Genomic DNA, 26,493 nt, shown 5'->3' on the forward strand with positions numbered 1-26,493 from the left:
GATAATATATATTATGTTAAGCATGAATTGCAAATAGGGACGGAAATCTAATATTTCCTTCCGCTATGGTTGAAGAATAAGCCAACGCCCTTCGACGCTCCAACGATCGAGCGATGAGAGGAAATTCATTCCCAACACGTTGAGATCCTCGCGCTCGGCGACATGGACCCGGAAATTGCGCCGTTCGATTGGACCGACGTTCAACTGCTGCGCGCGCCCGCGATAGACTGCAACCGGCCCATTGGCGGTCTGCACGATCTGGTCGGCCTGCGCGGCGCGCTCGACGCCGGCCTGTTGTGCGGTCCGCGCACCCATGGTCGTGATCGTCGCGCCGCTATCGACCAGGAATCGCACGGGCGTTCCATTGACATCTGCTTCGACCCAGAAATGGCCGTCGATCGCCATCGGGATACGGATTTCTTCGCCGACCGCGACCGGCTCACCGCTGATTTCGGACTGCAAGCGACTGAAAACATATCCGAAATCGTCACGGAAGGTGAAAAGCACAAAGCCCGCCATGAAGATAGCGATCCAGGCCAGCGCCATCTTTGCAAGCTTGGTTGCGGGTTCGTGCGAACGAATGAGGATCGCCACGACCAGCACGAGAACGAGAAGAAGATAAACCGTTCCGGTGGCCATATTGCTGCTCAAACCTCGATTTCCAGTCCGTCATGCGCGGGCGCCGCCCAATCGGGCAACTCCTTCATGAGATGGGCATGATCCATCACGATGTCGAGATGCGTGAGCCACAATTGCCCCACACGCAGCTCGCGCGCCCAGCCCAGAACGGCATCGAGATGTGCATGCGTCGGGTGTGGCTTGCGCCCCAAACAGTCGCAGATCCACACGTCGACGCCTTCATAAAGGCTAGCCATATCGTCTGTTAAGTCACTGAAGTCTATGGCATAGGCAATGGAGCCCGCGCCTTCGTCGCAACGGATGCCGAGACTGGTTATCCCGCCATGGGGCTGGTCGACGAAGCGCAACTTCCCAGCACCCCAATCCCCTTCATCCGTATCCAGCGGAACAGGATCGAGAAGTGCCTCGTAATATCGATGCCCCTCGAACGCATAAGCAAACCTTTGACGGAGCCGGGCAATTGTCTCCCCGCGCGCCCATAGCGCCATCCGCTTGCCATTCCGGCGGACGATCTGCCGAAGATCGTCGATCCCGTGGCAGTGATCGGCATGGTCGTGCGTCACAAGCGTCGCATCGACATGATCGATCCCGGCCGTCAGCAATTGCTCGCGAAGATCCGGTCCGCAGTCGATCAACAGTCGCTCGGATCCTGACTCCAGGATCAACGACGACCGCGTACGCCGGTTCTTGGGATTGGCGGGATCGCACTCGCCCCAATCATTCCCGATCCTGGGGACGCCGCTCGATGTCCCGCACCCGAGGATGCGAGCCTTCACGCGGCGGCTTTTCCAAACAGTTTGAAGAAGTTGTCGCTCGTCGCTTCGGACAAGGTCTCAAGGGTCTCGCCCCGCAATTCCGCAAGGAAAGCCGCCGTGTCCGCCACATATGCCGGCTCACATGTCTTCCCGCGATGCGGCACCGGAGCCAGGAACGGGCTGTCGGTTTCGACAAGCAGACGCTCGAGCGGCAGCGCCGCCGCCGTTTCCTGCAGATCCTTGGCGTTCTTGAAAGTCACGATCCCGCTGATCGAGACATAATAGCCAAGTTCGATCCCCTTTTCCGCCAGCGCCCTCGACCCCGTGAAACAGTGGAGAACGCCAGTCACGCCGCCTGCCTCGGCCGCCGCTTCGAGCATTTCGGCAGTATCATCCTCGGCTTCGCGCGTGTGGATGACCAAAGGCAGCCCGCTCTCCCGGGCCGCATCGATATGCGCCTGGAACCGCTCGCGCTGCGCGGCGCGGTCGGACTTGTCATAATAATAATCGAGCCCGCATTCGCCGATCGCCACCACTTTCGGATGCTGGGCGGCCTTCACGAGCGCCGCGGCGCCCAGGTCGGGATGATTATCGGCCTCGTGCGGATGCACACCGACGGTCGCCCAGATATCGTCGTGCCGCTCGGCGGTCCCGATGATTGCTTCCCATTCGGATTGACGCGTGGAGATATTGAGCATCCCCGAAACGCCGCGCGCGCGGGCCGCTGCGATCACGTCGTCCTGCCGCTCTACCAGGCCTTCGTAATTGAGGTGGCAATGACTGTCGATCAGGCGCATTTTTCCTCCTTCGCAGGCAGTTCGAGGCGCGGAAAAGCCGGGGTCGGCTTCTCGATGGGATTGCCCTCCTCGCCCTTCGCCAGCTGATCGAGGATCGCGGCCGACCCGTGGGGGCTCACCGGCGCAATCGCCCGGGCAAGTGGCGCGATGGCAGCGGCAAGCGTTCCGAGCACCTCGGCCATGCGCGCCGGGTCGGTCTTCTTCAGACCCCAAGGCGCCATCGCATCGACATAAGCGTTGCAGGCGTGCACCGCCGAAAGCCATGCCTCGATCCCGGTCGAGAAGGCCCAGCGGTCGAACGCGGCAGGCAGCTTCTCGTCGCATGCCGCCATGACGTCATCGAGCAACTTCCTGTCTTCGCTCGCCTTTCCCGCTTCGGGAATGATCGCATCGCAATTCTTGTGGATCATCGACAAGGTCCGCTGCGCAAGGTTGCCGAAGCTGTTGGCGAGCTCGGCATTGACCCGCGTGACGAGTGCTTCTTCCGATACGCTGCCGTCCTGGCCGAAGGGTACTTCGCGCATCAGGAAATAGCGCAGCGCATCGACGCCGTAACGACCCAGCATCTCGCGCGGATCGACGACATTGCCGAGGCTCTTCGACATCTTGATCCCGCCTTCGCCGAGCAGATGGCCATGGCCATAGACCTGCTTGGGAAGTTCGACATCGGCGCTCATCAGGAAGGCCGGCCAATAGACCGCGTGAAAGCGGACGATATCCTTGCCGACGAGATGCGCATCGGCGGGCCAATAACGCTCCCACTTGTCGCCGCCTTCGGGATAGCCGACGCCCGTGATGTAATTGGTCAGGGCGTCGAGCCAGACATACATCACATGGTCGGGACTACCCGGTACCGGAACCCCCCAGTCGAAGCTGGTGCGCGATACCGACAAATCCTTCAGCCCGCCCTCGATGAAGCGCACCACTTCGTTGCGGCGGCTATCGGGCTGGATGAACGCCGGATTGGCCGCGATATGGTCGAGCAGCTTCTCCCCATAGTTGGACAGACGGAAAAACCAGCTTTCCTCGACCGTCCATTCGACCGGCGTACCCTGCGGAGAAAGCTTTGCGCCCCCCTCGCCTTCAGTAAGTTCGCTTTCATCGTAGAACGCCTCGTCGCGAACCGAATACCAGCCTTCGTAGCGGCCTAGATAGAGGTCGCCCTTATCCTCCATCTTCTTCCAGATGGTCTGCGCCGCTTTCACATGATCGGGGTCCGTGGTCCGGATGAAGCGATCGTAGGTGATGTCAAGATTGTCACACATGTCCTTGAACATCTGGGACATTTCATGGGCAAGCTCGGCCGGTTCGATGCCTTTTTCGCGCGCCGCTTGCGCCATCTTCAAACCATGCTCGTCGGTACCCGTGAGGAAGAAGACATCGCGCCCCTGGCTACGACGAAAACGGGCCATGACATCGGCAGCGATCGCTTCATAGGCATGGCCGATATGCGGCGCGCCATTCGGATAGCTGATCGCGGTGGAAAGATAATAAGGCTGGGACATGCCCAACGCCCTAGACGGCGAGCGCCCCTGCTTCAAGCAGGCTGAGGCGCCGCATGTGCAAGGGCGGAGGAAAGCTGCATCACCGTTGCTCCCGGGTCGAGCGACAGGCGCGGCGCGGTGGCCGCGATCCGGCGCACCTCTTCATAGGCCTTGAGCAAGGCCGGTCGCTGCGCCGCGTCGGCCTGACGCACCTCCTCGGCCACGATTGCAGGCAGCATGTCGAGAAAGGCGGCATAGCGCTCGGCATTGGCCTTGTTCGACAAGGAACGCACCAGGTCCGCGCGCCGCGCCAACGTGGGGTCGCCTTCGCACATTATCGAGCGCGCCGCCGCGACCTGCGGCAGGAGATCCATTTCGGCGAGCGCCAACGCTCTGCCGATCGAGCCCTGCGACAGATCGATCAGCGCCTGCCGCCCCGTCGCCTCCATCTCGGGACAATGCTCGGCGAGCAGCGACGCCATGACGTCATCGCCAAGTGGCTGGAATCCCAGTCTTCTGCAGCGCGAGCGGATCGTCGGCAGCAATCTGCCGGGGGCATGGCTGACCAGCAGGAATATCGTATTTTCGGGCGGTTCCTCGAGCATCTTGAGCAAGGCATTGGCACCGCCCGCCTCCAGATCGTCGGCGCTGTCGATCAAAATCACCCGCCATGGGCTGAGCGATGGCGTGATGCCGAGAAAGGTCGCGATCGAACGCACCTGGTCCACGCTGATGTTGCGCTTCTGGGCGGTCTTGCGATCGTTCATCTCGCGGGTGAGCAAGCGGAAATCGGGATGGCTTCCCGCTTCCATCATGCTCACCGTCTGGCTGTCCGATGGAACGGCGGGCGGCGGCAAGTCGATCTTCTGCCCCGCCCCCTCGGCAAGAATTCGCGTTGCGGCCGCCTTGGCAAAGCTCGCCTTGCCGACACCGCGCGGCCCGGAAAGGAGCCACGCATGATGCGGGGTTCCGCCACGCCAGGCCCTGAAAAATGCGTCGATCGCAGCGTCTTGCCCGACGATCATGGCAACAGGTCTCCAAGTGCGTAAAGCAGCCGCGCCGTCACCGTCTCGGGATTACCCTCGGCATCGATCAGCTTGACCCGATCGGGCTCCTGCTCCGCCATCACCCGGAAACCCCGGTCCACCGCCGCATGATAGCGGGGAGGCCGCGAACCGATCCGGTCGCCTTCCTCCCCGTCGCGGCGTCGCGCCCGAAGCGCTCCCTCACCGCTTTCCAGGCGAAGCACCAACGTGCGGTCGGGAAGAAAGTCGAGACTGCCGAAGCGATGCAGGTCGCGCACCGCCTCGATACCCAGCCCACCCGCTTCACCCTGATAGGCCAGCGAGGAATCGAGAAAGCGGTCGCTCAGCACCCATTTGCCCTCGGCGAGCGCGGGCTTGATCGTCTTTTCGACATGATCGGCGCGGGCGGCGGCGAACAACAAGGCTTCGGAGCGGGGATTCCAGCGGGTCTCCTCGCCTTCGAGCAGGAGTTTGCGGATCGCCTCGGCCCCGCTGCTTCCACCGGGCTCTCTGGTGACGAGTACCTCGATACCCCTGCCCTCAAGCGCGGTCGCGAGCGCCGCAAGCTGAGTGGACTTGCCAACCCCTTCGCCGCCCTCAAGGCTGATGAAGCGCCCCGCCATGCCCTCAGGCCAGGCCAACGAGCTGCTTGAACCCGATCCAGGCCCGGCGGAAGAAGCCCGCTTCGGAGACGTCCTCGGCGGCGACCAGCGGAAGCTTGCTTTCGCCGTCGGGCGTGGTCACCACGAGGTCGGCGATATGCTGGCCCTTGGCGATCGGCGCCTTGACCGGCCCATTGTAGCGGACGGCAATCCGCGGATCGGCAAAAGCGTTCTTGGGGAAGGTCGCGGCAAGGTCGCGGGGCGCAACCAGTCCGACGCTGTCGGCACTGCCAAGCTGAACCTTCGCTTCGCCCACGCGCGCGCCCTTGGGATAGAGCGAGCGCGCTTCCCAGGCATTGAAACCCCATTCGATGAGGCGAACCGATTCCTGCGTGCGTGCCGACTGGCTATCGAGGCCGGTGACCACCATCACCAGCCGCCGTCCGTCGCGTTCGGCCGAACCGGTAAAGCCATAACCGGCTTCCTCGGTATGGCCGGTCTTCAGGCCGTCGGCGCCTTCGACCCGCCCGAGGATCGGATTGCGATTGGGCTGCGTGATGGGCGTGCCCGCATTGGTGGTGCCCCAGGTGAAGCTGCGCTTGTCATAATATTTCTTGTAGAGATCGGGATTGCGCTCGATTCCCGCCTTGGCGAGCAATGCAAGATCGCGCGCCGTCACCACCGTCTGGCCTTCGTCGGGCCAACCGTTGGCATTGCCGAAGCGGCTGTTCGTCAGGCCCAATTCCTTGGCAAGGACGTTCATCTGCTGGACGAATGCTTCCTCGGTGCCCGCGATACATTCGGCGAGAACCACCGAGGCATCATTCCCCGACAGCGTAACGACGCCGTGGAGAAGATTTTCCACGCTCACCTGCTCGCCTACCTTGAGGAACATGGTCGATCCGGCGTTCGACCATTTGCGCCAGGTCTCGGGACGCACGGTGCACATCTTCTGCTCGTCGAGCTTGCCCTTGCGGATCAGTTCGAAGGCCACTTCGGTCGTCATCATCTTGGCCATCGAGGCCGGCGGGATTTTCCGGTCGGCATCCTTTTCGAACAGCACCCGGCCCGAACTGAGGTCGATCAGGATCGCGCTCTGCGCAGGCGTTTCGAAAGCGGGTTGAGCGCCGAGCGGCATGGTCACGGCGGCAGCAAGGAAGATGGCGGCAAATTTGCGCATGGAGACTCCGGTCATTGAATTTGGCGGCACAGTAAGGCGCGGAGGCCCGCGCCGCCAAGCCCTTATCAGCGCTCGATCGCGTCCGCGACCAGCCCGATGGTGAGCGCATAGAAATTGGAGCAATTATAGTCGAGGATTGCCCGGTAATTGCGCGTCAACAGATAGGCCGTGCCATCGGGCCCGTCGGGCTCGAGCAGCGTAAGCGGAACATTGTCCGAAAAGCTGGTCGTAACCGGCGTGACGCCAAGCTCACGCCATTCGCGCATCGTTTTCCACACGCTGTGGCGACGATAGACCGCCGGGCATTTGGTTGGCTCGACCGGATTGGCGATCGCGCGCCGGTCGAGGCCCGGAGGCGTGCGGACCGCGATCCCCCAGTCGATACCACGCTGCCAGCCCGCATCGACCAGGTAATTGGCGATCGAGGCAAAGGCATCGGGCTCCGAATTCCAGATGTCGCCGAACCCGTCGCCATCACCGTCGGCGGCAAGGCGGAGGATATTGCTCGGCATGAACTGCACCTTGCCCGCGGCACCGGCCCAGCTGCCCTTGAGATGCCCGCGCGTATAGCCACGGTCCATCAGCTTCATCGCGGCGATGAATTCGTCCTCGAACAATTGGCGGCGACGCCCTTCCCAGGCGAGCGTGCCCAGCGCCTCGAACAGGTCGAAGTTGCCGGTGATGCGTCCGTAGCTGGTTTCCTTGCCATAGATGGCGAGAATGACGTCCTTGTCTACGCCGGTCTGCTGCTCGATGCGGTAAAGCGTGTCCCACCACTGCCGCGCCTTGGCCTTGCCACGCTCGATGATGTCGCGGGTGACATGGCGCCGCTGGTAGGGCGCATAGGGCGGGATCGAGGACGACCCCGGCGATCCGCCAGGCTGGCTGCGGTCGAGCTGGATGACCCGCTGGTTGGGATCGAGTGAGGGCAGCACCGCGGAAATCGTCCGCTGGCTGATGCCCTCGGCGCGTGCCCGCGCCGCCAGATGCTGCTTGTAGTCCGTCCATCCCATCGCGCCCTGCGGGGTCGCGGGGACGACGATCGCGGGCGATGCCGTTTGCGCGCTCGTCGGAAGAGGCGCCAGCGGATCCGATGCTTCCTGACCACACGCCGGCGTCGCCGCCACCAGGAAAGTCGCCAACAGGCTCGATACTCGCATCATTCAACCACCTTTCTTCGCTCACACCCATAACGCGCCAGGTTTCGCGCGCCAGCGGCTTCATCGCACCCCTTGCACGATCCGCCCTTTCGCCATAGCGAGGCGAAGATGAAGGAGAGGTGGCTGAGTGGTTTAAAGCACCGGTCTTGAAAACCGGCGTGCGGGCGACCGTACCGTGGGTTCGAATCCCACCCTCTCCGCCAACAGGGCAAGCCGCCGCCGGCCGCACCGGCAGCCCGGTGCGCCTGATCGCGAACTGGAGACCGTGTGGCAGCTGGCAAATCCAAGGCGAAACCCGTGCTGGGCTGGCGAGAATGGATTGCCCTGCCCGACCTCGGCGTCGACACGATCAAGGTCAAGATCGACACCGGCGCCAAGACTTCCGCCATCCACGCCTTCGACGTCCGCCCGTTCGAGCGCGACGGAGAGGAATGGGTCTCTTTCTGCCTCCACCCCGTGCAACGCCACCGCCTGCCATCCGTTGAATGCGAAGCGCGCGTCCTCGAGAAGCGCCATGTGCGCAGTTCGAACGGCAAGCAGGAAGAACGCTATGTCATCAAGACGAAGGCCCGGATCGGCAAGAAAAGCTTCGCCATCGAACTGACGCTTACCAATCGCGACGAAATGGGCTTCCGCATGCTCCTGGGCCGCGAAGCCATCAACCGCCGCTTCCTGGTCGATCCCGGCCATTCCTATCTTCTCGGCAAAGGACCCTCGTCATGAAAATCGCGCTGATGTGCCGCAATGCCAATCTCTATTCGCACCGGCGGCTGGTCGAGGCAGCCAAGGAACGGGGTCACGATATCGACGTGATCGATCATCTGCGCTGCTACATCAACGTGACCTCGAACCGGCCGAGCATCCGTTACCAGGGCCATGACCTGCCGCGCTACGACGCGGTCATTCCCCGCATCGGCGCCTCGGTCACCTTCTACGGCACTGCGGTCCTGCGCCAGTTCGAGATGATGGGCGTCTACCCCTTGAACGAGAGTGTCGCGATCAGCCGCAGCCGCGACAAGCTCCGCTCGATGCAGCTTCTCGCGCGCAAGGGCGTCGGCCTTCCGGTCACCGTCTTTGCCCATAAGACGAGCCGCGCCGAGGAAATCATCGAGATGGCGGGCGGCGCTCCCGTGGTGATCAAGCTGCTCGAAGGCACGCAAGGCATCGGCGTGGTCCTCGGCGAAACGCAAAAGGCCGCCGAATCCATCATCCAGGCCTTCGGCGGCGTCGGCTCCAACATCCTCACCCAGCAGTTCATCAAGGAAGCGGGCGGCAGCGACATCCGCTGCTTCGTCATCGGTGACAAGGTCGTTGCGGCGATGAAACGAACAGGCAAGGAAGGTGATTTCCGCTCGAACCTTCATCGCGGTGGCACCGCCGAGGTCGTCAAGATCACGCCCACCGAACGGCTCACCGCGATTACCGCCGCCAAGGCGATGGGACTGCGCGTCTGCGGCGTCGATCTGCTTCGCGGCAACCAGGGTCCCGTGGTGATGGAAGTGAACAGCTCGCCCGGCCTCGAAGGCCTCGAAAAGGCCACGGGCAAGGATGTCGCGGGCATGATCATCACCCATCTTGAAAAGACCCACGCCACCGGAAGCACCCGCACGCGCGGCAAGGGCTGATGGCACGCGAACCGTTCGAGATCGGCGGCGTCCGGATCGCGCCGGGCGACCATGCCTATGTCGATCTGCCGATCAGCAAACTGTCGGACCACACGCCGATGCGCCTCGCGGTGCAGGTGCTCCACGGCAAACAGGACGGCCCCACGGTCTTCATCAGCGCCGCGATCCATGGCGACGAGATCATCGGGGTGGAGATCATCCGACGCCTCTCGGTCCTCAAGGTTCTGCAGAAACTGCGCGGAACGCTGATCCTCGTTCCCGTGGTCAACAGCTTCGGCTTCATCAGCTGGTCGCGCTACCTGCCCGACCGCCGCGATCTCAATCGCTCCTTCCCGGGCTCGCCCCGAGGCTCGCTCGCGGGCCAGCTCGCCCATATCATGATGAGCGAGATCGTTTCGCGCTCGGATGTCGGGATCGACCTGCACAGCGGCGCGATCCATCGCCCCAACCTGCCGCAGATCCGCGCCGCGCTCGACGATCCGGAAACGCTCGATCTCGCCCGCGCCTTTGCCGCGCCCGTCATGCTCAACAGCAAGCTGCGCGACGGCTCGCTCCGCATGGCCGCGCTCGAAAATGACTGCCGGATGCTCCTTTACGAAGCGGGCGAAGCGCTGCGCTTCGACGATTCGGCAATCCGCATCGGGGTGCGCGGCATTCTCAACGTGCTGCGCCAGCTTGCCATGCTGCCGCACAAGCCCCGCGACGGTGCCGAGCCCATTCGCGCCACGTCGAGCCATTGGCTTCGCTCACCCGTCGGCGGCATCGCCCGGACGCGCTACCGCTTGGGATCGCGGGTCGAGGCGGGCGATACCATCGCGGTCATCGCCGATCCTCTCGGACGCAGCGAACAGCCGCTCAAGGCGCGCGATACCGGCGTCATCATCGGGTTGAGCAATCTGCCCGTGGTCAATCGCGGCGACGCGCTTTTCCATGTCGCGATCGTCGAAGGCGCACGCGAAGCGCAACGCCACATCGAGGACAGCGAGCAGGATGCGCTCGCCGACCCGCTGTACGACGATGATCTCGACTAGGCCTCGATGCCGCGCCGCTTGAGCTCGGCCTTCAGCTTGCGCACCGGCGGGGCATAGAGAAAGCCGAAGGAAACGCACCCTTCCCTGCCCTTCACCGCATGGTGGAGGCGGTGCGCCTGGTACAGTCGCTGGAGATAGCCGGTCTTGGGAACGATGCGGAATGGTAGCCGCCCATGCACCAGCCCGTCATGCGCGAGAAAATAGAGCAACCCGTAAAGCGCAACGCCCAGCCCGACATACCAGACGATCACCGAAAAGAGCGCTCCGATGGCGAACAGGCTGATCGAAAGCCCTGCAAAGACAAGCGCATAGAGGTCGTTCTTTTCCCAATATCCATCATGCGGCTCATGGTGCGACGCGTGCCAGCCCCATCCCCATTTGCCATGCATGATCCAGCGATGGGTCGCATAGGCGGTCACTTCCATCGCCGCGACCACGAGAAGCGCGATGGCAAGCCCCTGCCAGACGGGCAATTCGGAAAGATAGTCGAAATTCATCGAAGACGGCCTTTGCTGCGCGATGATAGCCGATGCGGCGTTGCGCATGCAATTGAAAGCGGCGCCCCGCCTTCAGCTTTGCCGCACGGGCGCGGGGTGCAATTCGTCCATCGCCCGCGAGCGGCCATCCGGGCAGACGATCCGAACGTGGAACCGCTTGAGGCCCCGCGGGCTCCTAACGCCGCAACTATGCGCGATGATGCCCACTTCGTCGCGCATGCCGTTGACGAAATTGCCGACTTTTTCCGCTTTCTCCTCGGGCACCAGTCCGCGTTGCAGCCGCTTGTTGTGGGTGGTCACACCGGTGGGGCAGCGGTTGGTATTGCATTTCATCGCCTGGATGCAGCCGATCGAGAACATGAAGGCGCGCGCCGAATTGACGAAATCGGCTCCGGTCGCCAGCGCCCAGGCCACGTCACTGGGCGTCACCATCTTGCCCGATGCGATGATGCGGATACGCTCCTTGAGTCCATGCTTGTCGCGCAGGTCCACCACCATCGGCAGGCTTTCCCGGATGACGAGGCCGACATTGTCCATCAACGGCATGGGCGCCGCGCCGGTCCCTCCGTCGCCGCTGTCGAGCGTGAGGAAATCGGGCGCCTCTTCGTCATGCCCCGCCGCGATCCATTCAAAATATTCGTCGAGCCAGCCATAGGCGCCAAGCACCGTCTTGATCCCCACGGGCTTGCCCGTGACCCGCCGGATATGGCGGATCATCGCGCCCAGGTCCTCCTTGCTGCCCAGTTCGGGATGCATATTGGGAGAGATCGAGGCGACATGGGGCAGAATGCCGCGGATTTCCGCAATTTCCTCGGTGACCTTGGCAGCCGGCAGAATGCCCCCCTTGCCGGGCTTTGCTCCCTGGCTCAGCTTCAGTTCGAACATCCGGACTTCATCATGCGCGGCGATCGCCTTCAAACGCTCGTCGCTCAATCGGCCTTCTCTGTCGCGCACGCCATATTTGGCGGTGCCGATCTGGAAGACGAGATCGCACCCGCCTTCGAGATGATAGGGCGCCAGCCCCCCTTCCCCGGTATTGAGCCAGCATCCCGCCTTGGCAGCGCCCATCGACAAGGCGCGCACCGCGGGCTTGGACAATGCGCCATAGCTCATTCCCGAAATATTGAAGAAGGACGGAGCGAGATAGGGCTTGGCGGCGCCCGGCCCGATCAGCAGGGGCTCGGCCTCGACCGCGTCCTCGTCGAGCGTGGGCCAGGGGCAGTTGACGAAAATCGGCGTTCCCACCGGCTGGAGGTTCTTGGTCGAACCGAAGGCAATGGTGTTGCCCTTGCCGCTCGCGGCGCGTTCGACCCATTCGCGCTGGGCACGATTGAAAGGCAGTTCCTCCCGGTCCATCGCGAAGAAATATTGGCGGAAAAATTCGCCCAGTTCGGTGAACAGGTGGCGAAAGCGTCCGATGACGGGAAAATTGCGCCGCACCGCATCGCGGGTCTGGCTGACATCGATGATGAACAGCACCACCACCGCCAGGGCAGCCAACCCGATGACCCAGATGAAGGCAATGGCCAGGGCTTCGACGACGCTGTCGCTATGCATGGGCGCCTTTCATCCGACGGTTGGAACCGCTCCCAGCCATAAGGCGGCGCGGAGCGCTTGGCAAAAGCGCCGCTCCCATGTCGGCAAGCGCACCTTGGGCTGGCATCCGCGAAAGGAGCGAGCTATGAGCCGCGCCATGTTACAGAAATCTTCGCACGCTCCCAAATTGCTGCCCTTCGACTGGGCAGATCCCCTCGATCTCGACGGCCAGCTGACCGACGAGGAACGGATGGTCCGCGACACCGCTCGCCAATATGCACAGGAGAAGCTCCTGCCGCGTGTGAAGGACGCCTTTCTCGACGACCAGTTCGACCGCGACATCATGTCGGAAATGGGCGAACTCGGCCTGTTGGGCGCGACCGTCGCCGAGGAATATGGCGGCGCGGGTCTCGGCTATGTCAGCTACGGCCTCATCGCCCGTGAGATCGAACGGGTGGACAGCGGCTACCGCTCGGCCTGCTCGGTGCAGTCGAGCCTCGTGATGTATCCGATCGACGCCTATGGCTCCGAGGAACAGAGGAAGAAATATCTGCCGGGCCTCGCCAGGGGTGAACTCATCGGCTGCTTCGGCCTCACCGAACCCGATGCCGGTTCGGACCCGGGCGGGATGCGGACGCGCGCGAAGAAGATCGACGGCGGCTACAGCCTGTCGGGCGCGAAGATGTGGATCACCAATTCGCCGATCGCCGACGTTTTCGTCGTCTGGGCCAAGTCCGACGCGCATGACGGCAAGATCCGCGGCTTCATCCTCGAAAAGGGCATGAAGGGATTGAGCGCGCCCAAGGTGAAAGAAAAATTGAGCCTGCGCGCTTCGATCACCGGCGAAATCGTCATGGACGAAGTCGAGGTGCCCGAGGAAAACCTTCTGCCGGGCGTCGAGGGTTTGAAGGGGCCGTTCGGCTGTCTCAACCGTGCGCGCTACGGCATCGGGTGGGGCGCGATGGGCGCTGCCGAGGCCTGCTACGAAGCGGCCCGTTCCTACACTCTGGAGCGCAAGCAGTTCGGCCGTCCGCTCGCTGCCAACCAGATCCCGCAGCTCAAGCTCGCCGACATGATCACCGAAATATCGCTCGGGCTGCAGGCCGCACTACGCGTCGGTCGCCGTCTCGAGGCAGGCGAACTCATCCCCGAGACGATCAGCCTCATCAAGCGCAACAATGTCGGCAAGGCGCTCGATATCGCGCGGGTTGCCCGTGACATGCATGGCGGCAATGGCATCAGCGCCGAATATGTGCCGATGCGCCACCTCATGAACCTTGAAACGGTCAACACCTATGAAGGCACGCATGATGTCCATGCGCTGATCCTCGGGCGGGCCATCACCGGCATTGCGGCTTTCTAGGGCCGCTTTCCAGGGTTATTCAAACTGAAGATGGGAGGGTGCTGCGCTAGGGGCGCGGCACCCTTTTCAATATGTCGATCGGCTCGCCGTTCAGTTCGGCCCGGTCGACCACCGCGAACCCCAGCTTTTCGGCCAGCGCGAAGGACGGGCGATTGGCAGGCTCGATGATCGCCCAGATGTCGCGGCAAAGTTCGCGGTCGGCCCAATCCAGCACCGCTTCGCAGGCCTCGCGGGCATAGCCCCGCCCCTGCGCCTCGGGATCGAAGATCCAGCCCATTTCGGGCTCGCCATCGAACCCGATGCCGCGCTGCGCATCGAACAGGCCGAGATCGCCGATCAGGCGGTCGTCCGACTGGCGCACGACCATCCAGCCGCCATAGCCGCGCACGATCCACTGGCCGACTGCGCTCACCACGCGGCGCCAATGCTCGGAACGGGTCATCGGCGACCCGAGGTAGCGATGCACCTCGGGCTTTTCCATGATTGCCTGTTTCGCGACAAAATCCTCCGCGACGAAGCCGCGAAGGATCAGTCTTTCGGTTGTCAGGACCGGCGCGGGATGCGCGCCCACCCCTTAGTCTTTCTTGTTGAGCGAAAGACCGCCGAAACGCTTGTTGAAGCGTGCGACGCGGCCACCTTCGGACGCGCGGCGGGTGCCGCCGGTCCAGGCCGGATGGGTCTTGGGATCGATGTCGAGGTGCAGCGTGTCGCCTTCCGAGCCCCAGGTCGAACGGGTCTGGAAGGTGGTGCCGTCGGTCATTTCGACGTTGATCATGTGATAATCGGGATGGGTATCTTTTTTCATCATTTTTTCCATGGTTTGACTGGTTTCCGACCAGTCCGGGAAAGATCGAAGCGCCCCCTAACCCCTATTGCCCCGCTTGACAAGCAAAAGCCGCCTGACATAGCCGCCGCACCAGAAGCAAGGTTTCGCCCCTGTAATGGAGGCGACGAAGAGGGAAGCCGGTGAGCAATCCGGCGCTGTGCCCGCAACTGTGAGCCGCAAGGCAAGCCAGATACCGACCTCGCTTCGTCGTCCGTCTCCTCTGCCGGGACCAGCGGTGGGGCGTGGAACTGGGGTGCGCGACCCATAGCGGCCGCTCTGCCTTTTCCGCCGTGACGACTTCGTCATGGAAGAAGGAAAAGAACATGTTCCAGGATCTGCCCCCTCCCCCGATCATCGAGGAAGCTCCGCCAAGCGACGATCACGCCATCATCATCACCGCCGCCCGCGAAGCCGAGCGGATCGAGGACAGCAGCAAGCCCATCAGCATCATCGATGCGGAAACGGTCGAGCGGCTAGGCGAGGACAATGCCATCGGGCTGTTGCGCCTGCTGCCCTCCGCGTCCATTTCGCAAACCGGACCTTCGGGAACGCAGGCGCAATTGCGGATCCGCGGCGCCGAAGCCAGCCACAGCCTGCTGTTCATCGACGGGATCAAGGCCAATGACCCCGCCGCGGGCAATGAAGCGCGCTTCGAACTGGCGGCGGACGGTCTTTACGACATCATAGAATATTCGCGCGGGCCGCAATCGGCCATCTGGGGCAGCGAAGCCTTGGGCGGTGTACTCGCGCTGCGCACCGTGCCCGCCGGGGACGAGGAGACGGTTTCGCTGACTGCCGAGGCAGGCAGCTTCGATTATCTGTCGGGCAAGGCGCGCCTGGATTTCGGGAATGAGGATCAAGGCCTGGTCCTTGCAATGGGAGGTCAGCGGTCCGACGGGATCGACAGTTTCGGCGTCGGCGGCGAGAAGGACGGCTTTCACAATCTCAATGCCCGCCTGTCCGGACGCCTCTCGCTGGGCAAGAGCGCGGGTTTGCAGCTCAGCGGCTTTGCGGTCGATGGACGAAGCGAGTTCGACGGCTTCGATCCCCTGACCTTCCGGCGCGCCGATACCGAAGACCGGAGCGACTATCGGCTGGGCGCGGCACGGGCGGCAATCGAAATTGCTCCTGCCGAGTGGTTCAAACTTGTCGTGGGTGGCAGTGTCCTTGCGTCCGAAAATGTCCATCATCGCGATAATTCCGAGATCAACCGGACTAGTGCGGAACGATATAGCGTGGACGGGCGCGCGAGCGTGCGGGCGTCGGCCCTGGCTTTCGACCACCGTCTCACCTTGGCCATCGACCATGAAGGCGAAGATTTTCGCGCCGACGACAGCATCTATGGCGGTTTTACCGACCAACGGCGGGATCGCGACCGTACGGGCTTCACCGTCGAATGGTTTGCCGAGCATGACAGCGGTGCCACTTTTCAATTGGCCCTCCGGCATGACGATTTCAGCGCCTTCGCCGATACGACCAGCATTTCACTGGGTGGCCTCCTTCCGCTCGGCGGCCATGTCTCGCTGGTGGCAAATTATGGCGAAGGGATCGCCCAGCCCAGCTTTTACGATCTCTATGGCTTCTTTCCCGGCAGCTTCGTCGGCAATCCGGCGCTCGAGCCCGAGACCAGCAGAGGCCATGACGTCGGCCTTCGTTTCGACGACGGCAAACTGCGCGCCAGCATGATCTGGTTCAGCCATAACCTCGAAAGCGAAATCGTCGATATATTCGACCCGGCTAGCTTTACCTCCACCACCGCGAATGGAATGGGAGAGAGCAAGCGTCGCGGATTGGAACTTGAGGCCGGCTGGCGACCCTCTCCCGCGTTCGAACTGGTCGGCAATTACAGCTATCTCGACGCCAAAGGGCCTGAAGCTCCGGGCGAACAGCGGTTGCGCGAAAACCGTCGGCCCCAGCATCGAGCCGCCATCATGGCGACTGGCATCCACGGGCGCTGGGAATATGGTTCGTCGCTCGCTCTCGTGGGATCGCGTTTCGACGACGACTTCGACTTTTTCCCTGCGCAGCGGGTCAAGCTGGAGCCTTATGTATTGGCCTCGGCACGCGTGGCTTATGAGATGAATCCGAGGCTGCGCCTTACGCTGCGCGGGAGCAATCTGTTCGATAGCGATTATCAGGATGTCGTGGGCTATCACGCAATGGGAAGGGCAATCCATATTGGCCTTGCTTTCACTCGCTAGTCTTGCCGCCTCGACGGGTTTTTTCGCCTCGCTGGACCTTTGCGCGGACGAATATCTGTTGCTGTTCGCTCCCCGCGAACGGATCGCGTCCGTGAGCCATCTAGTGAAAGACGAGGCAGAATCGCCCTTGGCGCCGATGGCAAAGTCGGTCGCGGCGAACGATGGCGCCCTGGAGAGCCTTGCCGGTCGGGGAATATCGATCGCCTTCACCACGCGGCCGATCGATCCGTCGCGTCGAAGACTGGCCGAGCGCCTTGGCATTCGCCTGGTATCACTCGGCTTTGCGCGAGGTCCGGGCGATGTGGCCGACAATGTCCGGAAGTTCGCGTCCATGTTCAGCGGTAAAGCCCCTGCGCGGGACTGGCTCGGGCGCTATCGCCGCCTTGCCGCCAGCGCTCCGCCGCCTCGCCCCCGTCATTGGGTCAGTGCTTCGGGTGCCTACCCGGGAGAAAGCGCCGATGGGTGGCTTCGGTTGGCGGGCATTCGGCTCGCACCCTTCGGTAGCGGTCTAGGGAGGATCGAGCAGGTCGCGGCAGCGCGACATCCACTGCTGCTGAGTGATTATCGGGCCGGACAATATAGCCGCAATGCTGAATGGTTGGCGCATCCGCTGGTCAAAGCGAAGATCGAGCGGGCAAGGAAAGTGGACGGACGACCCTTCACTTGTGCCGGGCCGCTGATGCTCGACCTGGCCGAGGAACTGCGCCGGCGATGAAACAGGGATTGGCATTTGCCGCCTTGATGGCGCTTGCGCTGATGCACCTGCTCTGGCCGCTTGACGTCTTTGCGCGTGTCGATGGCGAGGTTGCCGAACTGATCCTGCTTGAACTGCGGGCGCCGCGGACGCTGCTTGCCATCAGCTATGGCGCGGCGCTGGGTATCACGGGCGCGGCATTGCAGGCGATTTTTGCCAATCCCCTCGCCTCGCCCGACATTACGGGCGCCTCCTCGGGCGCGGCATTCGGCGCGGTTGGCATGGCGCATGTCGTCGGTTTTACTGCCCCGCTCGCCATGGCAGCGGGCGGCGCGTTCGGCGCGGGAGGCGCTCTCCTGCTTTTGTTCCTCATTGCCGGACGCGGAGCCGATCCCGCGCGATTGCTGCTTGCGGGCCTTGCCATCGCGCTTGCCGCGGGCGCGGCCACTTCGCTCCTGCTCGCCCTCGCTCCCTCGCCTTACGCATTCTACGATATGTGGCGCTGGCTGATGGGAAGCCTTGTCGAACGCAGCTGGACGCAGGCAATCGCCGCCCTCGTCCCTGCCGCACTGGCCTGTCTGTGGATCTGGAAGGATCGCATGGCCTTCGACCTGATGGCACTGGGGGGCGACGTGGCGGCTTCAATGGGCGTGGACCCGGCGCGACTGGCGCGGCGCACGATGGTGTTGAGCGCAGTGGCAATCGGTGCCTGTGTCTCGGTCGCAGGAGCGATCGGCTTCGTCGGCCTGATCGCACCGATCGCCGCGCGCTCGTTAATGAAAGGCCATCCGGGCAAGGCCATCGGGCTAGCGGGAATGCTCGGCGCCTTCACTCTGGTGGCGGCCGATATTCTTGTACGGTTCGCGCCCGAGGGACGACCCATCCCGGTCGGAGTGATCACCGCATTGGTCGGCACCCCGCTTTTCGTCATGATCCTTTTATCGCTCAGACCGCGGAGCGTGGCATGAGGATCGAAGCACGCGCCCTTCGCATGGCCGGAAGGCTATCACCGAGCGACTTCGCCGCGGGAGAGGGTGAGCTGATCGGTCTGGTCGGACCCAATGGGAGCGGGAAAACCAGCTTCTTACGAGGATTGGCGGGAATAACAGGCGAGGCAGACCGTCTGTGCATCGATGGCGAGCCCCTATGCTCGCTCCCACCTGCCGCCCGGGCGCATCGTATCGCTTATCTGCCCGCCAGTCGTTTGCTCGAATGGCCCATTCCGGTTTCGCGCGTGCTGCGCCTTTCGCCCTCGCCGGTCGAGGAAGATTCGGTCGAGCGGATGGTCGCGCATCTCGAACTCGAGCCGCTGCTCGACCGTCCGTCCAATGCCTTGTCTACGGGTGAGCGGGGGCGCGTGCTCTTGGGACGCGCGCTTGCGCTCGAGCCGTCGGTGCTGCTGCTCGACGAGCCGCTCGCCAATCTCGACCCCTATTGGGTGTTGAAGGTGACGGATTTGCTCGAGGATGCGGCAGCGGGCGGGACGACGATCATCGCCGCCTTGCACGATCTCGCGCTGGTTGGCCGCTTTGGCCGGTTGCTCCTGATGCGCGAGGGCCAGATCATTGCGGACGGAAAAAGCGAAAAGGTCGCCAACGAACCCCTGTTCGCGGCGACCTTTCGTTTGCATGGCGCGGCGCCCTCCTGGACGCTCTAGCCGTCGGCGGGAGGGTCCGCGATCATCGCCGTAAAGGAGACGTCGCAGCTGGTTTGTCCGTCGACCGAGGCCGTGCCTTCGAACTTGCAGATATTGCGGCGCATCTGGACAATCTTGACGTCTAGCTGAAGCAGGCAGCCGGGTTCGACCGGCTTGCGGAACTTCGCATTCTCGATGGCCATGAAGTAAACGAGCTTGCCCGAGCCTGCGAGATCGAGGCTCTCCACCGCGAGCACACCTGCTGCCTGAGCGAGCGCTTCGACCTGAAGCACGCCGGGCATGATCGGACGTCCGGGGAAATGTCCCTGGAAGAATTGCTCGTTCATCGACACCGCCTTGATCGCGGTGATCGATTCATTCTTCACCAGCTTCTCGACACGGTCGACGAGAAGCAGCGGATAGCGGTGCGGCAATGCCGCCATGACCCGCCGGACATCCAGCGGACCCATGACGGCACTCTCGGCCTGTTCGCTCATCGACCCTGCGGAGTCTGCTGCTGCGCCGGCTGCTGCGGCGCGGGAGCGACGGTCGCCAGCGTGGTGAGGCGCTTGTTCAGCTCCGCCATCACGTCGTTGGTGAGGTCCACCGCCGGATTGTGGCGCAGGCTCTGCGAGACGTCGATCATGACGGTTGCCTTCCTGCGCGTCATCACGGCATCGAGCGCCGGCGAAAGCTGGGCGTCGATCTGCTGACGGACATAGGCAGCGTTGCGCTGAAGAACCTGTTCACGCTGCGCCAGTTCACGATTGGCCTGCGCTTCGCGCTGCTGGAGCGACTGGACGCGCTGCTGGAGGGCCTGGCTGGGCTGTTTGCCATTGAGCGCCTGAACCTCGGCCTGGATGGCCTGGCCTTCGGTGTTCAAGGGAGCGGCCAGCTCGTTGCGGCGCTGGCCGAGCTGCTGCTGCTGCTGCTGGAGCTGGGCGAGCGCAGTCTGGCAAGCGGTGCATTCCGAGCGCAGCTTGTTCAAATCGACGACGCCGACCGAAGCCGAAGGCAGCGACTGGGCAGCCGCGGCAGCGGGAATGGCCATGGAGCCGGCGATCAGCGCCGGAAGAAGAGTTTTCATCATTAGAACTGGGTTCCTACATTGAATGAGAAGAGGCGGGTGTCATCGCCATCCTGTTTGATGAGCGCCTTGGCCAAGTCGATGCGCAAGGGCCCAAACGGTGACACCCAGTTGACCCCGACGCCTACCGAAAGGCGCGGGCTCGCGGAGTTCCCCCTGAAAAATTCGGTGAAGCCATAATCACCGGTCCCGGCGAAATTGGCAGGACAGTCTGCGCCCGGGTCGACGCGGACAGGCACTTCGCCATTGTCGGTCGAGGTGGGCAGGCAGAGCGGCCCCACCGTGGTGAGTTCGGGCGAAGTCAGGCTCCAGACCGAGCCGACGTCGACGAACGCCGACGGGCGAAGGCCGAAGTTGCGGAAGCTGGCCGAAACCGGGATTTCGAGTTCGACACGGCCGAAATAATAGGCCCGGCCGCCCAACGCGTTGCTGACCAAATCGTCCTTCTGTTCGACGAGATTGCCATCCTCGTCGAAGAGCACGCGCTCGACCCGGGGGCCGATGCCGCGAATGTCGAAACCACGGAAGCTCTGCGGGCCGAAGAAACGGTCGGTGAGGCGGATATCGTCGCGGAACTCGTCACCATTATCCTCGAAGGGATGGATATAGCCCCCCTCGCCTTGCACCGAGAGAATGAAGTCGGCGGGCAGGCGGAAATATTTGGCGGCGTTGGCACTCGACTTCAGATATTTCACGTCACCGCCGAGGCCAGCGAAATCCTGGCTGACGCTGAAGCGCTGGCCACGGGTCGCGCGAAGACCGTCGGTGTTGTTGAAGGCGAGCGTATAGCCGATCGACGAAGTCAGGCGGGTGCCCAGTTCGTCGCACAGATAGTTGCCGGCCTTGAGCGGATCGCACTCCGCCTCGAGCGGGCCGTCGCCATCGGGATCGGTGAAGAAGAGGCTGCGCGACAAGTCGATCTCGTCATTGACGAGGCGATAGCGCGCACCGAAACTGAAATATTCGGTGACCGGGAAACCGAGGCGGATACCGCCACCCGTGCTGTTCTGGCTGTAGGTGGTGTTGCGCTGGTTGCCGATGAAGTTGAAGCTGTTGAAATCGCGGCGATAGATGTCACCGCCGAGCAGGATTTGCCGACCCATGAAATAGGGTTCGACGAAACCGAGCTGCACCGACTTCGAATAGCGCGACCAGTTCACGCCCGCCGAGAGCTGCTGGCCCTTGCCCATCCAGTTGCGCTGGGCAATCGAGGCCGACAGGAGAAAGCGTTCGAGGCTCGAGAAGCCTGCCGAAAGCTGCACCTCGCCGGTCGAGCGTTCCTCGACGTCGAGATTGAGCGCGACGCGGTCCTCGCCGACAGGCTCCTGCTTGATTTCCAATTCTTCCTGGAAAAAGCCGAGCGACTTGATGCGGTCTTCAGAGCGACGGATCGCCGCGGCGTTGAAGGCATCGCCTTCGGCAACCCGAAATTCGCGGCGGATGACATTATCGCGGGTGACCGTGTTGCCGTTGATGTCGATGCGATCGATATAGACACGCTGCGTTTCGCCGACGCGGAAGGTGATGTCGATCTTCTGCGTTTCGGGGTCGCGGAAATAGCGCGGCTGGATGTCGGCGAAGGCATAGCCGAGGAGACCGGCAATCTGGTTGAGATTGTCGATATTGTCCTCAACCGCCGAGGCGTCGAACCACTGCCCTTCCTTGATCGTGACCGCGCTCATCACCTGTTCTTCGGTGAAGTCGCGAAGCGCGCTATCGGCTTCGACCTTGCCGAACTGGTAGCGCGGACCTTCCTCGACCACATAGGTGATCACGAAGTCCTCGCGGTCGGGGGTCAGTTCGGCGAGTGCCGAAACGACGCGGAAGTCGGCATAGCCCTGCGTCAGGTAGAAGGCGCGCAGCTTCTGCTGGTCGGCGGCAAGCCGGTCGGGGTCGTAGCTGTCATTCGACTTGAGGAAGCCCAGGAAGCCGCCAGCTTCCTTGGAGAACATTTCCTTCTTGAGCTTGCCGTCGCTGAACTGCTCGTTGCCGAGGATGTTGATCGAGCGAATCTTCGAGACTTCGCCTTCGACAATCTCGAAGACGAGGTCGACGCGGTTCTGGTCGAGCTCGACGATCTTGGGCTCGACCACGGCCGCGAAACGGCCTTCGCGCTTGTAGAGCTCGATGATGCGCTCGACATCGGCACGTACCTTCGAGCGCGTGAAGATCTGGCGCGGAGCGAGCCGGATTTCGGGAGCGATCTTGTCGTCCTTCAGGCGACGGTTGCCCTCGAGGACGATGCGGTTGATGACCGGGTTTTCCTGCACCGCGATGATGATGTTGCCGGTATCGGCACCCGTGATCACGACGTCGCGAAAAAGCTCGGTCTGATAGAGAGCGCGCAGCGCGGCATCGAGCGTTTCGGCGGTGTAGCTGTCGCCGGGACGCAGATTGGCATAGGCGGTCACGGTCTCGGGCTCGATGCGGCTGTTGCCGGTGACCGAGATCGAACGGATGACGCCGGTGCGCGGCTCGGCCTGGGCCTGGACCTGCGGTTCGGCAGCCTGCGGCACGGGCTGCGGTGCCAGCGGGTCATCCTGCGCCCAGGCAGGCTGGGTCAGTCCGCCCAATGCGGTGCCGAGAAGAAGTCCGGTGCTGACGCGCTTGAAGCGATCGCGATAATTCAGGTTCAAGATCCCCGCCTACTCTTCAATCATGACGCGCCACCCATGCTCGGATGGCGCTTGGTTCCTGTGCCTTCCCCTGCCCGATGCAGCCTAACCAATCAAGCGTTGCAACCGATCAAAAAGTCCTATCGACACCGTATCGTTCAAGGTGACGAAAAGAACGAAGATCAGGAGAAAGGCCAGGCCACCACGAAACGCACGTTCCTGGGCAGCTTCGGAGAGCGGACGGCGCCGCGCGGCCTCGATCGTGTAAAGGGCAAGATGTCCGCCATCGAGCATAGGAATTGGCAAGAGGTTGATGAATCCGAGATTAATCGAGAGCAGAGCGACGAGGAAGATGAAGCTGTAAAGCCCCAACACCCATGCCTGTCCCGAGATTTGTGCGATTTTTAGCGGACCACCCAATTCACGGATCGACCGCTTGCCGGTGATGATCTGGCCCAGACCGTCTACGATCGAACGGGTCAGACCAACTGTCTGATTGGTGGCCAGGCCCAATGCCGTGACAGGACCGGCCCGGTCGAAACGCGCCTCCGCGCTTGCCACGCCGAGGAGGCCGAGACGCACTTTCTGGCCGAAGCGATCCTCTTCCTCGATTGCGCCGAGTTGCCCTTTCAGCGTGATTTGCCGTTCATCCCGCTTGATAACCAATTCGACGTTTTCGTCGGGTCGGAGCGATACGATCCGCGCGACATCGCTGAATTGTTCGGTACCTTGCCCTTCGATCGAGAGAATCTCGTCACCGGGCCGCAGATCCATCCGGGCGGCTGCGCTGTCGGGAACGACCTCGCCCACCACGTTGCTCGACTGTAGCGTTCCCAGCGTCATGAACAGTGCCGCGAAGATCAGGATCGCGAGCAGGAAATTGGACACAGGGCCCGCCAACACAATCAGAAAACGCTGCCAGACGGGGCGGTTCTGGAAATGGTCAGGATCACCATCGCCATGTGCGGGGCGGCTGGCCGCATCCATATCGCCTGCGAAGCGGACATAGCCGCCGAGGGGTAGCCAACCCACCTTCCACCGCGTTCCGCGCTTGTCGGTCCAACCGGCGATTTCGCGACCGAAACCGATCGAAAAGGCCTCCGCCTTCACACCGAACAGACGGGCCACGCCATAATGGCCAAGTTCGTGAAAGAAAACGAGCGGGCCGATCGCCGCGACGAAAGCAATGATCGCGAGCCAGACCGATGGCTGTTCAAGCATCAGACCATCTCCCCGATCTTATCGCGAGCGAAATGGCGTGCTTCCTGGTCAAGAGCAATGACGTCATCGATCGAGGCTGGCGCGCTGGCCTCCACGCCGTCAAGCGCCTCTTCCACGAGACGAGCGATGTCGGCAAAACCGATCCGGCCTTCGAGGAAGGCGGCGACCGCCTCCTCGTTCGCGGCATTGAGAACGACCGGCCGCGAGGTGTCGGCCTCGAGCGCCTGGCGTGCGAGGCGCAAGGCAGGGAAGCGATTTTCGTCGGGAGCTTCGAAGTCGAGCCGTGCCACTTTGGTGAGGTCGAGCCGCTCGCAAGGGGTCTCCATCCGCTCGGGCCAGGCAAGCGCATGGGCGATAGGGATACGCATGTCCGAGGGCCCGAGCTGCGCAAGCTGCGATCCGTCAATGAATTCCACAAGGCTGTGCACGATCGATTGCGGGTGGACCACGATATGGATCTGCTCCGACGGCAGGCCATAGAGGTGATGGGCTTCGATCAGTTCGAGGCCCTTGTTCATCATCGTGGCGCTGTCGACCGAGATTTTCGCGCCCATCGACCAGTTGGGATGATCGACCGCCTGTTCGGGCGTCATGCCCGACATCTCATCGGCGGTGGAGGTGCGAAAAGGCCCGCCGCTGGCGGTGAGAATGAGGCGTGCGACATCGTCACAACTGCGATTGCCAAGGCATTGGAAAATAGCGTTATGTTCGCTATCCACCGGCAGGATGTCGACTTGGCGCTCGCTCGCACGATCCATCATCAGCTGCCCGGCGGTGACGAGCGATTCCTTGTTGGCGAGTGCCAATGTCTTACCCGCGTCGATCGCGGCCATGGCCGGAGCGAGGCCTGCGCAGCCGACGATGGCGGCCATTACCCAGTCGGCATCGCCGCTTGCAGCTTCGGCCAGGGCATCCTCACCTGCCGCAGCGCGACAGGACGAGCCGGACAGCGCCTCCTCGAGATCGGGGAGCAACGCCTCATCGGCAATCACCGCGAGACGAGCATCGGTGCGGCGTGCTGCCTCAGCCAGATCGGCAACGTTTCGCCTGGCCGTCAGCGCTTCGACGCGAAAGCGGTCGGGATGCCGTTCGACGAGGTCGAGCGTCGAGGTGCCCACCGATCCAGTCGCGCCGAGAATGGAAATCCGGCGGGTCACAGCAAATTCACCCATGAAAGCGCGGCGGCGGCGACGGCCACGACCATCAGGCCATCGACGCGGTCGAAGATACCGCCATGGCCGGGTAGGATATTGCTACTGTCCTTCACGCCTGCCCGGCGCTTCATCCAGCTTTCGAAGAGGTCGCCGCCCTGTGCGAGGAACGCCATGACCGCGCCAAGCCAGAAATAATGTGGGCCCAGACCCGCATATTCAGCCCATAGCGCCCCGCCGAGCCCTGCGGCGAACATGCCGCCGAACAGGCCTGCGATGGTCTTGTTCGGACTGATCCTGGTCGCCAGCTTGGGGCCACCGATCTTCCGGCCTGCCGCATAGGCGCCGATGTCGGTCGCCCAAGTCACGATGAAGATCCAGAAAACCAGTTCGAGACCGTTATCGGCCCGATCGCGCACCCAGAGAAGCGCAAGTGCCGGAATGAGCGCGTAGAAGAAGCCGCCGATCTTCCATGGGAAGGACCAAGGCCGCACCATGCGCATCCATTCCCAATAGACCGCGGTCGCAACACCCGCGACCAGCAAGGCGAAAGCATATCCGCCCGTCACCGTTGCGAGAATGGCAATGGCGATCATCGCCACGCCGGCGATGCTTCGGATCGCGAGTTCGTTCATCGGCCACCATAGCGGCGTTGCCGCCGGGAGAATGCCGCCAAGGCCTCGTCAAGGGCGTCGCCATCGAAGTCGGGCCACAAGGTGTCGACGAACATCAGCTCGGCATAGGCAGCCTGCCACAGCAGGAAGTTGGAAAGACGGATCTCGCCCGAGGTGCGGATGAGAAGATCAAGCGGAGGAAGCGCGGCGGTCTGCATCGCCGCATCCAGATGTGTCTCGTCCACGGCATCGGGATCGAGATTGCCGGCCGCTACGTCGCGCGCGATTGCGCGGGTCGCTTCGACGATTTCGGCGCGGCTGCCATAGTTGAGCGCAATTACGAGATGCAGCCGGTCATTGTCGCGCGTGCGGTCGCGCGCCGCCTCGAGCTTTTTCCAAAGTTCGGGCCCGAAGGCACTGGGATCGCCGATGAAATCGAGGCGGACCCCCTGCCCTGCCAATTCGTCCAGCTCACGCTCGAGATAATAGCGCATCAGCCCCTTGAGGTCGGTGACCTCTTCCTCGGAGCGGCGCCAATTTTCGGAGGAGAATGCGTAAAGGGTCAGGCATTCGACGCCTGCCTTCACCGCGGCTTTCAGGGTCTTGCGCACGGCCTCTGCACCCGCGCGATGCCCGGCGACGCGCGGCAGGCCCTGGCGCGCGGCCCAGCGGCCGTTGCCATCCATGATGATGGCCACATGGCGCGGCGTGGCCGCCCCCTCTTCCACGGACGCGCCGGTCACCGCCCCCCGAG

The 26,493-nt window shown here is 62.9% G+C and carries 27 protein-coding genes, 1 tRNA gene and 1 riboswitch; of the genes, 9 read left to right on the plus strand and 19 right to left on the minus strand.

Annotated features, from left to right (window positions below; translation table 11 throughout):
- Positions 1-63: 63 nt before the first annotated feature.
- The 8 genes from FHS50_RS04140 to FHS50_RS04175 form a co-directional block, all read right to left on the minus strand.
- Positions 64-651 (minus strand): retropepsin-like aspartic protease family protein, encoded by a 588-nt coding sequence (locus FHS50_RS04140; RefSeq protein ID WP_183933107.1) that lies wholly within the window; start codon positions 649-651, stop codon positions 64-66.
- On the minus strand, positions 648-1,415 hold the full coding sequence (locus FHS50_RS04145) for an MBL fold metallo-hydrolase (RefSeq protein ID WP_183933108.1): 768 nt from the start codon (positions 1,413-1,415) through the stop codon (positions 648-650). The genes FHS50_RS04140 and FHS50_RS04145 overlap by 4 nt, the downstream gene beginning before the upstream one ends.
- Positions 1,412-2,191 carry a TatD family hydrolase gene (locus FHS50_RS04150; RefSeq protein WP_183933109.1) on the minus strand — a complete coding sequence of 260 codons (780 nt, stop codon included), beginning with the start codon at positions 2,189-2,191 and terminating at the stop codon, positions 1,412-1,414. Before FHS50_RS04150 ends, FHS50_RS04145 begins: the two co-directional genes overlap by 4 nt.
- On the minus strand, positions 2,182-3,696 hold the full coding sequence (gene metG, locus FHS50_RS04155) for a methionine--tRNA ligase (protein ID WP_183933110.1): 1,515 nt from the start codon (positions 3,694-3,696) through the stop codon (positions 2,182-2,184). The genes FHS50_RS04150 and metG overlap by 10 nt, the downstream gene beginning before the upstream one ends.
- A 32-nt stretch (positions 3,697-3,728) precedes the next feature.
- The gene (locus FHS50_RS04160; protein ID WP_183933111.1) at positions 3,729-4,700 is read right to left on the minus strand and encodes a DNA polymerase III subunit delta'; all 972 of its coding nucleotides are present in this window, start codon (positions 4,698-4,700) and stop codon (positions 3,729-3,731) included.
- Complete coding sequence (tmk, locus tag FHS50_RS04165; protein WP_183933112.1) at positions 4,697-5,323, minus strand: dTMP kinase; 627 nt, start codon at positions 5,321-5,323, stop codon at positions 4,697-4,699. The genes FHS50_RS04160 and tmk overlap by 4 nt, the downstream gene beginning before the upstream one ends.
- 4 nt (positions 5,324-5,327) lie before the next feature.
- Positions 5,328-6,482, minus strand: coding sequence for a D-alanyl-D-alanine carboxypeptidase family protein (locus FHS50_RS04170; protein WP_183933113.1), 1,155 nt, complete (start codon positions 6,480-6,482; stop codon positions 5,328-5,330).
- Positions 6,483-6,547: 65 nt separating this feature from the next.
- Positions 6,548-7,645, minus strand: a complete 1,098-nt coding sequence (locus FHS50_RS04175; protein WP_246332947.1) for a lytic murein transglycosylase — start codon at positions 7,643-7,645, stop codon at positions 6,548-6,550.
- 110 nt (positions 7,646-7,755) lie between these two features.
- Between FHS50_RS04175 and FHS50_RS04180 the strand changes: the two genes are divergently transcribed.
- The 4 genes from FHS50_RS04180 to FHS50_RS04195 all read left to right on the plus strand — a co-directional run bounded on the left by FHS50_RS04180 (position 7,756) and on the right by FHS50_RS04195 (position 10,298).
- A tRNA-Ser gene (locus tag FHS50_RS04180) sits at positions 7,756-7,845 on the plus strand.
- Positions 7,846-7,939: 94 nt separating this feature from the next.
- A complete protein-coding gene (locus FHS50_RS04185; RefSeq protein ID WP_265569007.1) occupies positions 7,940-8,365 on the plus strand; it encodes an ATP-dependent zinc protease family protein in 426 nt (141 codons plus the stop codon).
- On the plus strand, positions 8,362-9,267 hold the full coding sequence (gene rimK, locus FHS50_RS04190) for a 30S ribosomal protein S6--L-glutamate ligase (RefSeq protein WP_183933115.1): 906 nt from the start codon (positions 8,362-8,364) through the stop codon (positions 9,265-9,267). Before FHS50_RS04185 ends, rimK begins: the two co-directional genes overlap by 4 nt.
- Complete coding sequence (locus tag FHS50_RS04195) at positions 9,267-10,298, plus strand: succinylglutamate desuccinylase/aspartoacylase family protein (RefSeq protein WP_246332948.1); 1,032 nt, start codon at positions 9,267-9,269, stop codon at positions 10,296-10,298. The genes rimK and FHS50_RS04195 overlap by 1 nt, the downstream gene beginning before the upstream one ends.
- On the opposite strand, the gene FHS50_RS04200 is transcribed toward FHS50_RS04195, so the two are convergent.
- The gene (locus tag FHS50_RS04200; protein WP_183933116.1) at positions 10,295-10,795 is read right to left on the minus strand and encodes a sterol desaturase family protein; all 501 of its coding nucleotides are present in this window, start codon (positions 10,793-10,795) and stop codon (positions 10,295-10,297) included. The genes FHS50_RS04195 and FHS50_RS04200 overlap by 4 nt on opposite strands.
- Positions 10,796-10,867: 72 nt before the next feature.
- Positions 10,868-12,352, minus strand: a complete 1,485-nt coding sequence (locus FHS50_RS04205; RefSeq protein ID WP_183933117.1) for an FMN-binding glutamate synthase family protein — start codon at positions 12,350-12,352, stop codon at positions 10,868-10,870.
- A gap of 136 nt (positions 12,353-12,488) precedes the next feature.
- Here FHS50_RS04205 and FHS50_RS04210 point away from each other — a divergent pair, with 136 nt between their 5' ends.
- Positions 12,489-13,694, plus strand: a complete 1,206-nt coding sequence (locus FHS50_RS04210; protein WP_221184880.1) for an acyl-CoA dehydrogenase — start codon at positions 12,489-12,491, stop codon at positions 13,692-13,694.
- Positions 13,695-13,740: 46 nt separating this feature from the next.
- Here FHS50_RS04210 and FHS50_RS04215 read toward each other — a convergent pair whose 3' ends face one another.
- Together FHS50_RS04215 and rpmE are read right to left on the minus strand one after the other, a co-directional pair.
- Positions 13,741-14,265: a GNAT family N-acetyltransferase gene (locus FHS50_RS04215; protein WP_183933119.1), complete on the minus strand. Its 525-nt coding sequence runs from the start codon at positions 14,263-14,265 to the stop codon at positions 13,741-13,743.
- Positions 14,266-14,268: 3 nt separating this feature from the next.
- Positions 14,269-14,499: a 50S ribosomal protein L31 gene (gene rpmE, locus FHS50_RS04220; protein ID WP_183933887.1), complete on the minus strand. Its 231-nt coding sequence runs from the start codon at positions 14,497-14,499 to the stop codon at positions 14,269-14,271.
- A 103-nt stretch (positions 14,500-14,602) separates the two neighbouring features.
- Positions 14,603-14,736: riboswitch (cobalamin riboswitch) on the plus strand.
- Positions 14,737-14,843: 107 nt separating this feature from the next.
- Here rpmE and FHS50_RS04225 point away from each other — a divergent pair.
- From FHS50_RS04225 to FHS50_RS04240, 4 genes are read left to right on the plus strand one after another with little or no spacing between them, the layout of a single operon-like run.
- Entirely contained in the window at positions 14,844-16,721 is a 1,878-nt protein-coding gene (locus FHS50_RS04225; protein WP_183933120.1) for a TonB-dependent receptor, read from the plus strand.
- Positions 16,705-17,436, plus strand: a complete 732-nt coding sequence (locus FHS50_RS04230) for a substrate-binding domain-containing protein (protein WP_183933121.1) — start codon at positions 16,705-16,707, stop codon at positions 17,434-17,436. Before FHS50_RS04225 ends, FHS50_RS04230 begins: the two co-directional genes overlap by 17 nt.
- A complete protein-coding gene (locus tag FHS50_RS04235) occupies positions 17,433-18,383 on the plus strand; it encodes a FecCD family ABC transporter permease (protein ID WP_183933122.1) in 951 nt (316 codons plus the stop codon). Before FHS50_RS04230 ends, FHS50_RS04235 begins: the two co-directional genes overlap by 4 nt.
- Before the next feature lie 23 nt (positions 18,384-18,406).
- Positions 18,407-19,072 (plus strand): ABC transporter ATP-binding protein, encoded by a 666-nt coding sequence (locus FHS50_RS04240; RefSeq protein WP_246333062.1) that lies wholly within the window; start codon positions 18,407-18,409, stop codon positions 19,070-19,072.
- Here the strand turns inward: FHS50_RS04240 and fabZ are convergent.
- The 7 genes from fabZ to uppS all read right to left on the minus strand — a co-directional run bounded on the left by fabZ (position 19,069) and on the right by uppS (position 26,482).
- A complete protein-coding gene (gene fabZ / locus FHS50_RS04245; protein ID WP_183933124.1) occupies positions 19,069-19,548 on the minus strand; it encodes a 3-hydroxyacyl-ACP dehydratase FabZ in 480 nt (159 codons plus the stop codon). The two genes, FHS50_RS04240 and fabZ, sit on opposite strands and share 4 nt — an antisense overlap.
- On the minus strand, positions 19,545-20,141 hold the full coding sequence (locus FHS50_RS04250; RefSeq protein ID WP_183933125.1) for an OmpH/Skp family outer membrane protein: 597 nt from the start codon (positions 20,139-20,141) through the stop codon (positions 19,545-19,547). Before FHS50_RS04250 ends, fabZ begins: the two co-directional genes overlap by 4 nt.
- Positions 20,141-22,768, minus strand: coding sequence for an outer membrane protein assembly factor BamA (gene bamA / locus FHS50_RS04255; protein ID WP_183933888.1), 2,628 nt, complete (start codon positions 22,766-22,768; stop codon positions 20,141-20,143). The genes FHS50_RS04250 and bamA overlap by 1 nt, the downstream gene beginning before the upstream one ends.
- A 90-nt stretch (positions 22,769-22,858) precedes the next feature.
- Positions 22,859-23,974, minus strand: coding sequence for an RIP metalloprotease RseP (gene rseP, locus FHS50_RS04260; RefSeq protein WP_183933126.1), 1,116 nt, complete (start codon positions 23,972-23,974; stop codon positions 22,859-22,861).
- Complete coding sequence (locus FHS50_RS04265; RefSeq protein ID WP_183933127.1) at positions 23,974-25,146, minus strand: 1-deoxy-D-xylulose-5-phosphate reductoisomerase; 1,173 nt, start codon at positions 25,144-25,146, stop codon at positions 23,974-23,976. The genes rseP and FHS50_RS04265 overlap by 1 nt, the downstream gene beginning before the upstream one ends.
- Complete coding sequence (locus tag FHS50_RS04270) at positions 25,128-25,760, minus strand: phosphatidate cytidylyltransferase (protein ID WP_183933128.1); 633 nt, start codon at positions 25,758-25,760, stop codon at positions 25,128-25,130. The genes FHS50_RS04265 and FHS50_RS04270 overlap by 19 nt, the downstream gene beginning before the upstream one ends.
- A complete protein-coding gene (gene uppS, locus FHS50_RS04275) occupies positions 25,757-26,482 on the minus strand; it encodes a polyprenyl diphosphate synthase (RefSeq protein ID WP_265569019.1) in 726 nt (241 codons plus the stop codon). The genes FHS50_RS04270 and uppS overlap by 4 nt, the downstream gene beginning before the upstream one ends.
- Between the last annotated feature and the right edge of the window lie 11 nt (positions 26,483-26,493).

It is taken from the genome of Sphingomicrobium lutaoense (genome assembly GCF_014195685.1).
In the GTDB taxonomy this organism is placed as follows: Bacteria; Pseudomonadota; Alphaproteobacteria; order Sphingomonadales; family Sphingomonadaceae; genus Sphingomicrobium; species Sphingomicrobium lutaoense.